The following is a 14,147-nucleotide window of genomic DNA, read 5'->3' as shown; positions in this document are numbered from 1 at the left end:
CGGCCGATCTTTTTTTCCGGATATGTCCAACCGATGATCCATGTTCTGCGGGCGCTGACCGGGCTAGCGCTGATCCTTCCGGTCGTGGCGGAGGCGCGCACCACGCGGGTGAAGGCACCCCAACCGGTTTCCGCGGTCAGCGGTGATGCGGAAACGCCCATCACTCCGTCGCCGGCCGCCGACCGCGTCGCGCAGTGGGTCGCCACCACGAAGGACAACCGGGCGCTGCCCTGGGCCGTGGTGGACAAGGAAAACGCCGCGCTGTTCCTGTTCGATGGCAAGGGCAAACCGCTCGGTGCGGTCCCGGTGCTGATCGGGATCGCCACCGGGGACACGGCCAGCCCCGGCGTCGGCAACAAGAAGCTCGCCGATCTGGGACCAGCGGAGAAGACCACGCCCGCCGGGCGCTTCCTTGCCAAATTTGGAATGGCAGTGGCCGGCGAGCGGGTGCTCTGGGTGGATTATGCGACCTCTGTCGCGATCCATCCGATCCCCAAAGACGCGGCGGCGCGGGAAAAGCGGCGGGAGCGCATGTTGTCGCCGACGCCGGAGGACAACCGGATCACCTTCGGATGCATCAACGTGCCCAAGGCCTTTTACGGCCGCGTGCTGCGTCCGTTGTTCCGCGGCAAGGGGGGCTATGTCTATGTGCTGCCCGACAGCACGCCGATCGAAGCGGTGTTTCCGCGCCTGCGGGTGCAAGCGGTGATGAACGGCGGCTAGTTCGGGGTGGCATCCAACTAATCCATGCTGCCGTTGAATTCTAGATCACCGTGCATTAAACCTGCATCATCACATCTGTTCGGCCTGAGCGAAGTCGAAGGCCAAGCGCTGGTGGCTGTGCTTCGACTACGCTCAGCACGAACGGACCGCGGTGGATCGGATTTAACGCAGCTTGCTCTAACATAGCTGTCGAGGAGCGACAAAGCCGCGTACTTGGAGACATCCTGCCGCGTTTAACTCTGCCTCGTTACAAGTTTTTGATACGCTTCTCAAAAACCAAGCGATCCCTGGGGTGAAACGACACCCCCGTTCGTCTCGAGTAGTTGTCGAGTAGCGGCAACGCCGCGTATCGAGACGACGTATCGAGAGACACGCCCCGCCCGTGGCGCGGGCTTAATCGGCCCGAAGGCCAGATGCACTCAACGATATCGTTCGGCTTCACGACACCGGCACGGGTGATATGTCGGCATCCACTCGGAAGCTATCCCGCTGCCCCATATCCCCCGCCACCGGGCGTCTCGATCACGATCCGGTCTCCTGGCGACAGTTCGATCTGGTCGGTCCCCTTCAGGATCTGCACGCTGCCATCGGCACGTTCGACGCGCTGCGCGCCCGCCATGCCGTCACCGCCGCCGGCAAGGCCGAACGGGGCAACCGTGCGGCGTGAAGCGACCAGGGTGACGGTCAGCGGCTCCAGCGCGGTGATCGCCCGAACGGCGCCATCCCCGCCGACATGGTCTCCCGCGCCGCCTGAGCCGCGCCGGATGGCGAAGCGATCGAGGCGGACGGGATAGCGCATCTCCAATATCTCGGGATCGGTGATGCGCGTATTGGTCATGTGCGTGTGGACCGCCGAGACGCCGTCGAAACCCGGCCCTGCGCCGGCCCCGCCGCAGATCGTCTCATAATATTGATGGGTGTCGTTACCGAACAGGAAGTTGTTCATCGTCCCTTGTCCCGAGGCGCAGGCATCGAGCGCACCGAGCAGTGCATTGCACACCGCCTGGCTGACCTCGGTATTTCCCGCCACCACCGCACTGCCCGGTGGTGGCGACAGGAACGATCCATCGGGGATGATGATCGTGAGGGGGGCCAGACAGCCTTCGTTCAGCGGCAGGTCCTCGCCCACCAGGCAGCGGAATGCGTAGAGGACGACCGCACGGGTGACGGCGGGCGGCGCGTTGAAATTGCCCTGGCTGGCGGGTCCCGTGCCGGTGAAGTCGATCGTCGCCGCGCGGCGCTGATGGTCGATCGTCACCCGGACCTTCAGCGGCGTACCGTCGTCCATCTCGTAATCGAACATGCCGTCCGACCGGCGGGACAGGACCCGGCGGATGCTTTCCTCCGCGTTCGCCATGACATGGCCCATATAGGCACGGACCACCGGCCAGCCGCGCGTGGCGACCAGCGCGTTCAGTTCCGCAATGCCCGTCGCGTTGGCGGCGAGTTGCGCCTTGATGTCGGCGATGTTGGTGTCCGGGCTGCGTGCCGGATAGCGGGCGTCGGCCAGCAGCCGGCGAAAGGCGTCCTCGCGTAGAACGCCGCCATCGACCAGCAGGAAGTCGCTGATCACCACGCCTTCCTCGTCCAGCGTCCGGGAATTGGGCGGGGTCGATCCCGGCGTTAGCCCGCCGATATCGGCGTGATGACCACGATTGGCGACGAAGAAGCGGAGTTCGGTGCCGTCGGCGTCGAACACCGGGGCGATCACCGTCACGTCGGGCAGATGGGTGCCGCCGTTGAACGGATCGTTCAACGCGACCACGTCACCGGGCTTCAACGTCGCACCGCGGCTGGCGATCACCGCCCGGACGCTTTCGCCCATCGCGCCGAGATGGACGGGCACATGCGGCGCATTGGCGATCAGCCTGCCGGCCGCATCGAACAGTGCGCATGAGAAATCCAGCCGCTCCTTCATGTTCACGCTGCTTGCGGTGTTGCGCAATATGACGCCCATCCGCTCGGCGATCCCCATGAACTGCGTGGCGAACAGTTCCAGTTGCACCGGATCGGCGACCGTCGGATCGGGCTCGGCCCGCGCAGGTGCGCCGGTATGGGCCAGCAACAGCTCGCCGCCCGCGCCCACCTCCAGCGTCCAGCCCGGCTCGACCATGGTCGTCGCGATGGCTTCGCGGATCAGCGCGGGGCCGGCGATCGTGTCGCCGGGGCGCAGGGCTTCGCGGGCATGGACGGGCGTCGCATGCTCCGCGCCGCCGGTCCACACGGCCACCGTCGCGATCGGCGCCGGCAAGCCGCCCTCGCGTGGCGGGAGCGGCGGCGGGGTGACCGGATTGCCCGGCAGGATCGCCTCCACCACCAGGCTTTCGATCACGATGGCGCGATCGGGGCTGTTGAAGCCGAAACGGGCGCGGTGCGCGTCCTCAAAACTGCCCCGCATCGCAGCCGTCTCGTCCAGGGGTACGCCCAGCGCGGTGTCCGTTCCCGCATAGCGCAGGTTGACGGTGACGACGCGCCGCGCCTCCCCGCCAAGCTCCGCCGCCGCCGCATCCCCCAATGTGGCGGCCAGCACGTCCAGCGCCTCGCCCAGCGGACGCTCCACCGATCGCTGCCGGATCGCAACCCGGTCCGCCAGCCCCATACCATAGGCCGACAGCACGCCCGCCAACGGATGGATCAACACCCGCCGCATCCCCAGCACCTCGGCCACGCGACACGCATGCTGTCCGCCCGCACCGCCGAAGCATTGCAGCGCGAAGTCGGTGACATCCTCACCGCGTTCCAGCGCGACGCGCTTGATCGCGGCGGCCATGTGCGCGACGGCGACCTCCAGAAAGCCCTCGGCGACTGCCCGCGGATCGTCCCCGCCGCCCATTTCCGTAAAGCCACGCTGTGTCGCCTCGACGTCGAGCGGCTGGTCGCCGTCCGGGCCGAAGACCGCCGGGAAGTGCTCCGGCTGGATTTTTCCAACCAGGACGTTGGCGTCGGTCACGGTCAACGGCCCACCACGCCGGTAACAGGCGGGACCGGGATTGGCACCTGCGCTGTCCGGACCGACGCGGAAGCGTGCGCCGTCGAAATGCAGGATCGATCCCCCGCCGGCTGCAACCGTCTCGATCGCCATCATCGGCACGCGCATCTCGACCCCGGCGACCTCGGCATCCAGCACGCGCTCGAACTTGCCCGCATACAGCGCGACATCGGTGGAGGTGCCACCCATGTCGAAGCCGATGACCCGGTCGAACCCGGCCGCTTCCGCGGTCCTTGCCGCCGCCACTACTCCGCCTGCCGGACCGGACAGTATCGCGTCCTTCCCCTCGAACACCCGAGCATCCGCCAACCCGCCACTGGACTGCATGAAATGCAACCCGACCCCACCCAGTGCGTCGGCGACCCGGTCGACATAGCGGCGCAGGACGGGGGACAGGTAGGCGTCGACGGTGGTGGTTCGGCCGCGGGCGACGAGGCCGATGAGGGGGCTGACGGCGTGGCTGGCGGAGACCTGTGCGAAGCCCGCGGCGCGGGCCAGTGCCGCGACCCTTGCCTCAACCCCCGGATGCGCCCACGCATGAGCCAGGGCGATCGCCGCCGATTCATAACCCTCGACGCGCTTGGCGGCGAGCAACGTCGCCACCTCCGCTTCGTCGAGCGAGGAGACGCTTTCCCCATCACGGTCGATGCGTCCGTCGATCTCGATCACGCCGTCGTACAACGGTGCAGCGACATGGATCGCGAGATCGAACAGGCGCGGCCTCGTCTGGTTTCCGATCGCCAGCAGGTCCCCAAACCCGCGATCCACGACCAGCAACGTACGTGCGCCCTTGCGCTCCAGCAGTGCGTTGGTGGCGACCGTCGTGCCCATCTTCACTTCTGCGATACGGGCGGGCGGCAAAGGCTCGTCGTCGGCTAACCTCAGTACCTGCCGAATGCCCGCGACGGCCGCATCGGCGTAGCGTTCCGGGTTTTCACTCAGCAACTTGGCCGTGGTCAACGAACCGTCCGGCGCCCGTGCGACGATGTCCGTAAACGTACCACCGCGATCGATCCAGAAAGCCCAAGGTGTCATGATCGTTGCTGCCTCATGGGCCAACGTATACGAAAGGGTGAGAGGGGCGTGAAGGGGGCTGGGATTTGCTGGTACTGTCGGGGATCGCCATCATCGTCATCGGCTTCCTTGTCGGGGTCAATCCGCTGCTGGTGGTGACGGTGGCGGCGTTGGCGAGTGCGGCGGCGGCGGGGCATGGGCCGGTGGAGGTCGTGGCGCTGATCGGCAAGGCGTTCGTGGAGGGGCGGTTCCTGGCGGTGGTGTGGCTGGCCCTACCGATGGTCGGGCTGCTGGAGCGGGCGGGGTTGCGGGAGCGGGCGCGGGGGATCGTGCAGGGGTTGAGGCGGGCGACGACCGGGCGGGTGTTGCTGGGCTATCTGGTGCTGCGTCAGATTACCGCCGCGCTGGGGCTGACCTCGCTTGGCGGGCATGTGCCGATGGTGCGGCCGATCGTCGCGCCGATGGCGGAAGGTGCCGAGGCGCGGGACGAGCGTGACTCCCTAGACCGTGAGACGCGGGACCATATTCGCGCGCATGCCGCAGCCGTGGACAATATCGGTCTGTTCTTCGGCGAGGACGTGTTCATCGCGATCGGATCGATCCTGCTGATCCGCGCGATCCTGGAGCAGGAAGGCATCGTCGTCGCGCCGCTGAGCGTCGCCGTCTGGGCGATCCCGACGGCCATCGCGGCCTTCGTGATCCACGGCACCCGATTGATGCTGCTGGATCGTCGCCTGAAGGCGCGGCGGGCGTGATCGGACTGGATGCAGTGGGGATCGCCGCGGCGACGTTGCCGGGGGCAGTGGCGGTTCATCATGCGTTCGACCGGTCGGAGGCGACGCGGTGGCGCAATGCGGGGTTCTGGGCGATCTTCGCGACGTTGCTGGGGGCGGGGCCGTGGTTGCCGGACCTGTTGAACGGTTGTCTGGTGCTGGCGATGGTCGGACTGGCGACCTGGGGATTGCGACCCGCGCCGGTTGCAAGCAGCGATGACGCGGCACGAGCGGGCAGCGCGGGGCGGATCGGCAACCGGTTGTTCGTGCCGGCACTGGCGTTGCCCGTCCTGACGCTGGCCGGCACCTTGCTGATCCCCGACGGCCGGATTGCCGGCATGTCCCTGATCGATCCCAAGCAGGTGACGCTGGTCGCGATGGTGGCCGGGGCGTTTGTCGCGCTGCTGCTGGCGATGCGCCTGACCCGGCCGCCGCGATCCGCACCGGTGGGAGAGGCACGGCGGCTGGTGGATGCGATCGGCTGGGCGATGGTGCTGCCGCAGATGCTGGCCGCCCTTGGCGGCGTGTTCGCGATGGCGGGCGTCGGCAAGGTGGTGGCCGACGGCGTGGTGAACGTCGTCGCACTCGACACGCCGCTGGCGGCGACCATCGCCTATTGCGTCGGCATGGCGCTGTTCACGATCGTGATGGGCAACGCCTTTGCCGCGTTTCCGATCATGACCGCGGGCATCGGCCTGCCGATCGTCATCCGGCAATTCGGCGGCGACCCGGCCGTGGTCGCGGCGCTGGGCATGCTGTCCGGCTTTTGCGGAACGCTGATGACGCCGATGGCGGCCAACTTCAACATCGTGCCCGCCGTCGTGCTGGAGTTGCGCGACCGGTTCGGCGTGATCCGCGTGCAATGGCCGACCGCCATCCTGTTGCTGGCGTTCAACATCGCGGTGCTGGCCCTGTGCGCTTTCCCGAAAGGATGATGATGCACCCCGATCTAGCCGCCCGTTTCGCGCGTATCGCGCTGGGCCATGTCACGCGGGATTATCCGCACAAGGCCGATCACGTCATGACCGGTGATGCGGACGCCTATATCCCGCGGGTCGTGCATCCGATCTTCTTCGGCAGCTTCGACTGGCACAGTTGCGTCCACGGCTATTGGCTGCTCGCGCGTGTCCGCCGCCTGTTTCCGGATGGAGCGGAGGCCGGGGCGATCGACGCGTTGTTCGCGGATGCGTTCACGCTGGACAAGGTGGAGGCGGAGCGCGCCTATCTCGACCGCCCTGCATCGCGCGGGTTTGAGCGCCCCTATGGCTGGGCCTGGCTGCTGATGCTGGCGAGCGAGTTGCGGGTCGGGGGCAGCGTGCATGCCGATACCTTGCAGCCGCTCGCGGATGCCTTTGTCGCGCGATTTCGTGCGCATCTGCCGATGCTGACCTATCCGGTGCGTGCCGGTACGCACGCCAACACCGCCTTCGCACTGGTGCTGGCCGATCGGTATGCGCGGGTTGCCGACGACAGCGCCCTGCGAGGCCAGTTGGCCAGCCGTGCGCGGGAGTGGTTCGCCGCGGACCGCGCGGCGCAGGCGTGGGAGCCGAGCGGCGAGGACTTCCTGTCGCCCGTACTGATGGAGGCGCTGGCGATGCAGCGCCTGTTGCCGCCGGATGAATTTGCGCCGTGGTTCAGCGCCTTCCTGCCCGATCTTGTGCGTGGTGAGCCGGCGGCGCTGTTGACGCCGGCAAGGGTCAGCGATCGCAGCGATGGCAAGATCGCGCATCTCGACGGACTGAACCTCAGCCGCGCCTGGGCGATGCGCGCACTTGCAAAGGCGACAGGCAGCGACGTGCTGGAAGATGCGGCCGAGCGCCATCTTGCCGCCGCGATCGGCGAGGTCGCAGGCGATTATATGGGCGAACACTGGCTGGCGAGCTTTGCCTTGCTGGCGCTGACGGGGGTGGATTGATCATGCGGGGATATGCGTTTCTGGCGACGGCAGTGCTGTGTCTTTCCTGTGCCGCGGTGCAGGCACAGACGGCGCCCGCCACTGCGCCGCTGACCGTGGAGCGGATCTTTGGTGGACAGGGGGTTCCGTTCGAGCACGTCGATGGCGGTGAATGGACGCCCGACGGGACCGGCTTCATCGCAATCGAGGGGGCAAAGGAGGCCGCGGGGGGCACCGATCTGGTCCGCTACGATGCGCGGACCAATGCCCGCGCGGTGATCGTGCCGGCGAGTGCGCTGATCGACACGGCGACCGGAAAGCCGATCGCGATCGAAAGCTATGCCTTCTCATCCGACCGGCGCAAGCTGCTGATCCTGACGAATGGACAGCCCTTTCGCCGGACCCGCGCGAAGGGCGATTACTGGCTGTTCGACATGGGCAGTCGTTCGCTACGCCGGATCGGCGGCGATGCGCCCGCCGCCAGCCTGATGTATGCGGAGTTTTCGCCCGACGGATCGCACATCGCCTATGTACGCGACAACAACCTGTACGTCGAAGGGGTGAACGGCGGCGAGCCGCGCCGACTGACCCAGGATGGCGACGCGCTGATCGTCAACGGGCTCGGCGATTGGGTGTATGAGGAGGAATTCTACCTGCGCAAGGCGTGGCGGTGGAGCCCGGATTCGCGGCGGATCGCCTTTTGGCGGTTCGACACCTCCAGCGTCGGCACATTTTCGATGATCACCAACACGGTGGGGCAATATTCGCGGGTGATCCCGCTGCAATATCCCAAGGTCGGTACCGCCAATTCCGCGGTGAAGGTCGGCACCGTCGACGTCACCAGCGGGGCCACCACCTGGGTCAAGCTGGAAGGTGATCCGCGGCAATATTACGTACCGCAGATGAGCTGGGCGCCGGACTCCCGCGCGGTCTTCCTGCAACAGGCGAACCGCTTGCAGAACGACTTTGCGGTCATGCTCGCCGATGCCGACACCGGTACGACAACGCGGATGTTCGACGAACGCGATGCCGCCTGGGTGGAGGCCAATCCCGATCCGACCTGGACGGATAGCGGCCGCGGCTTCACCTGGATGAGCGAGCGTGACGGTTGGCGACACCTGTATGTCGCCTCGCGCGACGGCAAGACGATGCAACTGCGCACCCCGGGACAGTTCGACGTGATCGACGTGCTGCTGGTCGATGCGAGGAACAATCGGGTGTGGTTCACCGCCGCGCCAGGCGATCCCACCCGCCGCTATCTATACCGCGTAACGCTGTCCGGACGCGTGCGGGTGGAGCGGGTGACGCCGGCGGGACAGCCTGGCACGCATGTTTACGACATCGCGCCGGGCGGCCGCTATGCCCGGCATGTCTTCTCCACCTTCGACACCGCACCGGTGACCGAGATGATCGACCTGGCGACGCATCGCCCGGTCCGGGTACTGGCCCGCAATGCCGCCGCCAATGCGGTGGTGCAGGGGCAGGGGCTGGGCAAGACCGAGTTCCTGCGGTTGGACATTGGTGACGGCACCATGCTGGATGCATGGCTGATCAAGCCCAGGAACTTCGATCCGGCCAAGCGTTATCCGATCCTGTTCCAGGTTTACGGCGAACCATGGGGACAGACCGTCGCCGACAACTTCGGTGGCAACACCGCGCTGTGGCACCGGATGCTCGCCGAGCGCGGCTATCTGGTCGCAAGCATCGATCCGCGCGGCACCGCATCGCCCCGGGGCCGGGCATGGCGCAAGAGCATCTACCGGCAGGTCGGCATCCTTGCCTCCGCCGATCTGGCGGCGGGCGTCACCCGGATGCTGGCCGATCGGTCCTATATCGATCCGGCGCGTGTCGGCATCTGGGGATGGAGCGGCGGCGGATCGATGACGCTGAACGCGTTGTTCCGCTATCCGGACCTTTACAAGACCGGGATCGCGGTGGCCGCGGTCGCCGACCAGATGCTGTACGACACCATCTATCAGGAACGCTATATGGGTCTGTCGACGGGGAACGCCGACGGCTATAGTAACGGGTCGCCGATCAATTTTGCGGACAGGTTGAAGGGCAATCTGCTCATCATCCACGGCACCGGCGACGACAATGTGCATTACCAGAATCTGGAGCAACTGGCGGATCGGCTGATCGCGGCCAACAAGCCATTCCAGATGATGGCCTATCCGGATCGCTCGCACGGCATTTACGAGAAGCCGGGGACGAGCGTGCACCTGTATTCGCTGATGACCCGCTATCTGGAGGAAAGGTTGCCGCCCGGCGGACGCTGATCGGCCAGCTGGGCGGTCAGCGCCTTCAGCCGGGCAAGCGTGGTTTCGCTGACATGATGCTCGATCCCCTCGGAATCGAGCGCGGCGGTGGCAGGGTCGACGCCGATGGCGAGCAGGAAGTCCTGCACGATCCGGTGCCGCTCGCGCGCGACGCGGGCAAGCTCCTCGCCGGCGGGCGTCAGGAACAGCGATCGATAGGGCCGGTTCTGGACAAGTCCTTCGCGGCTCAGCCGCTGCACGACCTTTGATGCGGTGGCCAGGGTGACGCCGGTATGCTCGGCCAGATCGGTCAGGCGCGCCTCGCCGAACCGCGCGATCAGGTCGCCGATCAGCTCGACATAATCCTCCGCCATTTCCGTCTGATGCGCCTCGCGCACCTTGCGAAAGGCGGCGGCGCGAGTGTCTGGGTTCTGGCTTTCGGTCATCACGGCGTCCGGGTGCATTGCGGCTTGTCGCATGGGAAGCGCCGCACTACAAATATTAGCCATGGCTAAATCAATGTGCCACGTCATCATTCTGTTTGCCGCGTCGACGTGCCCGGCGGCGGTGCAGGCGCAGGCCGGGGCGCCATCCGGCGATATCGTGGTGACGGGAACGCGCACGCCGCGCACGGTGCGCGAGGCGCCGGTCAGGACCGATATCATCGGTGAAACCATCCTGACCGCTACCGCGCCGCGCAGCCTGGCCGATGCACTGGACTGGCTGCCGGGCGCACGGTCGGAGAGCAACTGCCAGAATTGCAACACGACCGAGATCCAGTTGCTGGGGCTGCCGGGGGTGTACAACCAGATCCTGCTCGACGGGCTGCCCTTGGTCAGCGGCGTCGCCGCGGTGTACGGGGTGGAGCAACTGCCCGCGGTGCTGATCGACCGGATCGAGGTGGTGAAGGGCGGCGGCTCCGCGCTGTACGGGCCGGGCGCGGTGGCGGGTGTGGTCAACGTCCTGCCGGTCAAACCGCTGCGCTCCGGGATACGCGCCACGCTGGATCATGGTCGGCTGGCGGGGGAGAGTGCGGTAACGGGCTCCGCGATGGGGACGCTGGCGCTGGGCGGCGGCGGGGCGCTCAGCGTGTATGGACAGGTCGCGCGTCAACCGGGGGTGGACCTGAACGGCGACGGCTATACCGAACTGGCGCGGTTGCGGCAGTGGAGCGGGGGCGTGCGGGGCAACGTGGCGGTCGGCGTAGCGACGCGGGTAGCGGTCGATTACCAGTATAGCGACGAGCAGCGGCGCGGCGGCAATCTGCTGAACCGTGCACCGCACCTCGCCAATATCGCGGAGGCGGTGGACAGTCGCGTGCACCGCGCCAGCCTGAGCGTCGAGCAGAGGCTTGCGGAGGCGACGACGCTGACGGGCATATATGCGCTGTCGCATGTCACGCGCGACAGCTTCTATGGCGGGCTGGGCGATGTGGAGATCGATCCCGCCGCACCCGGCTATGATGCGGCGGCATTTGCCGCGGCCGAGGCGGTCAGTCGCCGACAATATGGCGCGACGCGCGACACGCTGCACTTCGGCGAACTGCGCCTTGCCGCCACCCGCGGGGCGCATGACGTGCAACTGGGCGTGCAATATCGCGGCGAGCGCGTGGATGATCGCAATCTCGACGCGGATGGGCGCTTTCTGGGTACGCTGAGCAAGGGAAGCTTTTCCACACTGGGGGCGTTCGCGCAGGACGAATGGTCGCTGTCGGGCGCGGTCCGGTTGCTGCTCGGAGCGCGGATCGATCGCAGTTCGGTGCTGGACGACGTGATCGCCTCGCCGCGGATCGGGTTGTGGTGGTCGCCGTCGCCACCATTGGTGGTACGGGCAAACTGGTCGACCGGATACCGCGCGCCGGAGATCTTCAGCGAGGATGTGCATGTCGCGGTGTTGGGCGCGGAGCCGGTGCGGGTGCGTAATGCGGGGGGGTTGGAGGCGGAGCGGGCGGATAGTCTGGCGCTGGGGTTCGACTGGCGGCCGGGGTGGGGGAGCGGGGCGCTGACGCTGGACGGGCAATTCTATCGCACCACCATCCGCAACACCTTCTTTCTGAGCGAAATTCGCGAGGACGCCGGCGGCCTGTTCCAGTTGCGGGACAATGCGGGAGGCAGCACGGTGACGGGGGCCGAGCTGAATGCCAGCGTGCGGGTGAACGCGCGGTTGCGGCTGACGGTGGGCGCGGCGTGGATCGATGCACGGTATGATGATGCGCAGCGGGTGTTCGAGGGGGAGTGGCGGCAGCTCTTCACCCGGCGCTACCTGAAGAGCCCCCGCTGGAACGCGATCGGGCAGGCCGTGTGGACGCTTTCGCCGCGGCTCGATGGATTTCTGGGCGTGCGCTATGTCGGGCCGATGGATGTGCTGAACAATCGGCTGGGTGTGATCCGGCGCAGTCCCGCCTTTCTGGTCGCCGACCTGAGCGCGACGCGCCACTTGCCGGTCGGTCAGGACCGCGAGATCGACGTGACGCTGGGGTTGCGCAACGTCACCGATGCCCGCCAGCGCGACCTGGAAACGGGTGCGACGCGCGACAGCGACTATGTCTATGGCCCGCGCAGCCCGCGCACCCTGTTCGTGCAGGCCCGTGCGCATTTCTAGGCGGACGATGCTGGCGGGCCTGCTGGCGATACCCGGCGGCGTGACGGCCACGGCGGCGCCGAGGCTGGAGCGGCTGGACCGGGGGCGCCTGATACCCGCCGGACTGGCACCGGCGACCCGGCGGCTGCTGGTCTATTGCGGGGCGAGCTGGTGCGGGCCGTGCCGGGCGTTCCTCCCGACCTTGAAAGCCGCCCATCGCCGTCTGGCCGAAAGCGGATCGGACGCCGAGATCGTCTATGCCGGCGACGATGCCGAGCTCCGCGCGCACCGGGATTACGTCATGCGCGAGCGGATGCCCTGGCTGCTCGTGCGCCACGACGATCCGGCGCGCAGACGCCTGCGGGGGCTGGGCGGTACGGCGTTGCCGGGCCTGTTGCTGCTCGACCGGGACGGTGGCGTGCTGGGATCGAGTTGGCGCGGCGACGGGGTGAGCGTGCCGGCCGCTTTTCTGGATGCCGTGCGCTGAGGTTCAGGGCGCCGAGGTTGAGGGCGCTGGGGCTGAGGGCGCGGGGGTTGCGAAGGTGCGCGACAGGCCGTGGTAGAGCCTTTCGCGGCACACCCACTGGCTGGCGGCATCGGCGATGAAGGCGGTGGCGAACATCGGGAGCATCAGCCCGCGGCTGGCGGTAGTTTCCGACAGGATGATGACCGCAGTGAGGGGCGCGCGAACGACACCGGCGAAATAGGCGACCATGCCCAGGATGACGACCGCGCTGGCCGGCTCGTTCGGGAAAAGGCCGCGCAGGAGATTGCCGACCCCGGCCCCCGTCGCCAGCGAGGGCGCGAAGATGCCACCCGGCAGCCCCGCGATAGCGGTCACCGCGGTGGCAAGGAATTTGGCCGGGCCGAACCACAAGGGCGCATCCACCCCGACGATCATCGCACGCGCCGGGAAATAGCCGGTGCCCCAGGTAAGCCCGGTGGACACGCCAAGAATCGCGACGATCGCCCCGCACAGGCCGGCGAAACGCACCGGGTAGGCGCGCGACCAGCGCGTTACCCGGTTCCGGCCCAGTGCCATGGCGAGGAGCAGGCGTGAGAACACACCGCCGGCCACGCCGCCGACGATGCCCGCCACCGGCACGACCAGCAGGGCCGACATCAAGGGCATGTGCGCACCGATCGCGCCGAAATAGACATAATCGCCCTGCACCGACTGCGCGACCATGCCGGCGATGACGATCGCGGCGAGCACCAGCAGCGTTACCCGCTGTTCATAGGCGGAGGCCAGTTCCTCGATCGCGAACAGCAATCCGGCGAGCGGCGTGTTGAACGCGGCGGCCACCCCGGCGGCGCCACCCGCGATGAGGACGCCGCCGCGCAAGGGCACCCGCACCAGCCGATGCGTGAACCCCATGATGGCGGCGGCCAATTGCACGGTCGGCCCCTCGCGCCCGACCGATGCGCCGCTGAACACGGCGCCGATCGTCAACGCCGCCTTGGCAGCGACGGTGCGGACGGAGATCAGCGTCGAGGTGGCGCCGTTCGGGTCCGCCTGTGCGGCAATGACTTGTGGAATGCCGGACCCGCGTGCGAGCGGCGCATAGCGGCGGGTCACCCAGACCAGCGCCATGAAGGCCAATGGCGTCGTCGCCAGCGGCAGCCAGCGCCAACGGTGCGCGTAATCGGAAAAGACTTCGCTCGCCCAGTCGGCGGCGAGCGCAAAAAGCGTGGCGACGATGCCGATTAGGATCGCCCCGGCCAGAATGGCGGCCCGCGTGCGAAACTGCACGGAGCGCGGACCACGGGCGCGCAGCAAGGCCCGGTAGCGTGACGGCGTCCAGCGTGTCACGCGTATCCAGCGGTCGATCGGTCCGGTCATGGCGTCTTCTAAACCGGGATCGACCCGGCGTCATCCCAGCATGGCCGTATGCGCGCAATCGGACGATCCCGGT

At 67.4% G+C, this 14,147-nt stretch carries 10 protein-coding genes; 7 read left to right on the top strand and 3 right to left on the bottom strand.

The annotated features are described in order from the left end of the window. The first annotated feature begins 33 nt into the window (after window positions 1-33). Entirely contained in the window at window positions 34-723 is a 690-nt protein-coding gene (locus tag GQR91_RS13520) for a hypothetical protein (RefSeq protein WP_149682880.1), read from the top strand. A gap of 481 nt (window positions 724-1,204) precedes the next feature. Here GQR91_RS13520 and GQR91_RS13515 read toward each other — a convergent pair whose 3' ends face one another. Continuing rightward, a complete protein-coding gene (locus GQR91_RS13515; RefSeq protein ID WP_149682881.1) occupies window positions 1,205-4,747 on the bottom strand; it encodes a hydantoinase B/oxoprolinase family protein in 3,543 nt (1,180 codons plus the stop codon). A 65-nt stretch (window positions 4,748-4,812) separates the two neighbouring features. On the opposite strand from GQR91_RS13515, the gene GQR91_RS13510 reads away from it, so the two are divergent. Genes GQR91_RS13510 through GQR91_RS13495 form a run of 4 tightly spaced genes read left to right on the top strand, consistent with a single transcriptional unit; the run spans window position 4,813 to window position 9,672 of the window. Continuing rightward, window positions 4,813-5,481, top strand: a complete 669-nt coding sequence (locus tag GQR91_RS13510; RefSeq protein ID WP_149682882.1) for a DUF969 domain-containing protein — start codon at window positions 4,813-4,815, stop codon at window positions 5,479-5,481. Next, window positions 5,478-6,434, top strand: coding sequence for a DUF979 domain-containing protein (locus tag GQR91_RS13505; RefSeq protein WP_160146811.1), 957 nt, complete (start codon window positions 5,478-5,480; stop codon window positions 6,432-6,434). The genes GQR91_RS13510 and GQR91_RS13505 overlap by 4 nt, the downstream gene beginning before the upstream one ends. Then, complete coding sequence (locus tag GQR91_RS13500) at window positions 6,434-7,414, top strand: DUF2891 domain-containing protein (RefSeq protein WP_149682884.1); 981 nt, start codon at window positions 6,434-6,436, stop codon at window positions 7,412-7,414. The genes GQR91_RS13505 and GQR91_RS13500 overlap by 1 nt, the downstream gene beginning before the upstream one ends. A 2-nt stretch (window positions 7,415-7,416) precedes the next feature. Next, the gene (locus GQR91_RS13495) at window positions 7,417-9,672 is read left to right on the top strand and encodes a S9 family peptidase (RefSeq protein ID WP_149682885.1); all 2,256 of its coding nucleotides are present in this window, start codon (window positions 7,417-7,419) and stop codon (window positions 9,670-9,672) included. Here the strand turns inward: GQR91_RS13495 and mntR are convergent. Further along, the gene (mntR, locus tag GQR91_RS13490) at window positions 9,636-10,115 is read right to left on the bottom strand and encodes a manganese-binding transcriptional regulator MntR (protein ID WP_112383293.1); all 480 of its coding nucleotides are present in this window, start codon (window positions 10,113-10,115) and stop codon (window positions 9,636-9,638) included. The genes GQR91_RS13495 and mntR overlap by 37 nt on opposite strands. A 43-nt stretch (window positions 10,116-10,158) precedes the next feature. On the opposite strand from mntR, the gene GQR91_RS13485 reads away from it, so the two are divergent. After that, window positions 10,159-12,252 carry a TonB-dependent receptor plug domain-containing protein gene (locus GQR91_RS13485; RefSeq protein ID WP_160146812.1) on the top strand — a complete coding sequence of 698 codons (2,094 nt, stop codon included), beginning with the start codon at window positions 10,159-10,161 and terminating at the stop codon, window positions 12,250-12,252. 7 nt (window positions 12,253-12,259) lie between these two features. After that, on the top strand, window positions 12,260-12,718 hold the full coding sequence (locus GQR91_RS13480; RefSeq protein ID WP_160146813.1) for a thioredoxin-like domain-containing protein: 459 nt from the start codon (window positions 12,260-12,262) through the stop codon (window positions 12,716-12,718). 3 nt (window positions 12,719-12,721) lie between these two features. On the opposite strand, the gene GQR91_RS13475 is transcribed toward GQR91_RS13480, so the two are convergent. Then, on the bottom strand, window positions 12,722-14,074 hold the full coding sequence (locus GQR91_RS13475; protein ID WP_149682888.1) for a chloride channel protein: 1,353 nt from the start codon (window positions 14,072-14,074) through the stop codon (window positions 12,722-12,724). Between the last annotated feature and the right edge of the window lie 73 nt (window positions 14,075-14,147).

It is taken from the genome of Sphingomonas carotinifaciens (genome assembly GCF_009789535.1).
GTDB lineage: Bacteria > Pseudomonadota > Alphaproteobacteria > Sphingomonadales > Sphingomonadaceae > Sphingomonas > Sphingomonas carotinifaciens.
The sequence above is the reverse complement of the archived record's forward strand: the minus strand, read 5'-3'. Positions and strand labels throughout refer to the sequence as shown.

Bases quoted from the DNA above. Each gene is read 5' to 3' on its own strand.
- GQR91_RS13495 (WP_149682885.1), top strand. From the start codon at position 7,417: ATGCGGGGATATGCGTTTCTGGCGACGGCAGTGCTGTGTCTTTCCTGT.
- GQR91_RS13485 (WP_160146812.1), top strand. From the start codon at position 10,159: ATGGCTAAATCAATGTGCCACGTCATCATTCTGTTTGCCGCGTCGACG.
- mntR (WP_112383293.1), bottom strand. From the start codon at position 10,115: ATGCACCCGGACGCCGTGATGACCGAAAGCCAGAACCCAGACACTCGC.
- GQR91_RS13500 (WP_149682884.1), top strand. From the start codon at position 6,434: ATGATGCACCCCGATCTAGCCGCCCGTTTCGCGCGTATCGCGCTGGGC.
- GQR91_RS13515 (WP_149682881.1), bottom strand. From the start codon at position 4,747: ATGACACCTTGGGCTTTCTGGATCGATCGCGGTGGTACGTTTACGGAC.
- GQR91_RS13480 (WP_160146813.1), top strand. From the start codon at position 12,260: ATGCTGGCGGGCCTGCTGGCGATACCCGGCGGCGTGACGGCCACGGCG.
- GQR91_RS13475 (WP_149682888.1), bottom strand. From the start codon at position 14,074: ATGACCGGACCGATCGACCGCTGGATACGCGTGACACGCTGGACGCCG.
- GQR91_RS13520 (WP_149682880.1), top strand. From the start codon at position 34: ATGATCCATGTTCTGCGGGCGCTGACCGGGCTAGCGCTGATCCTTCCG.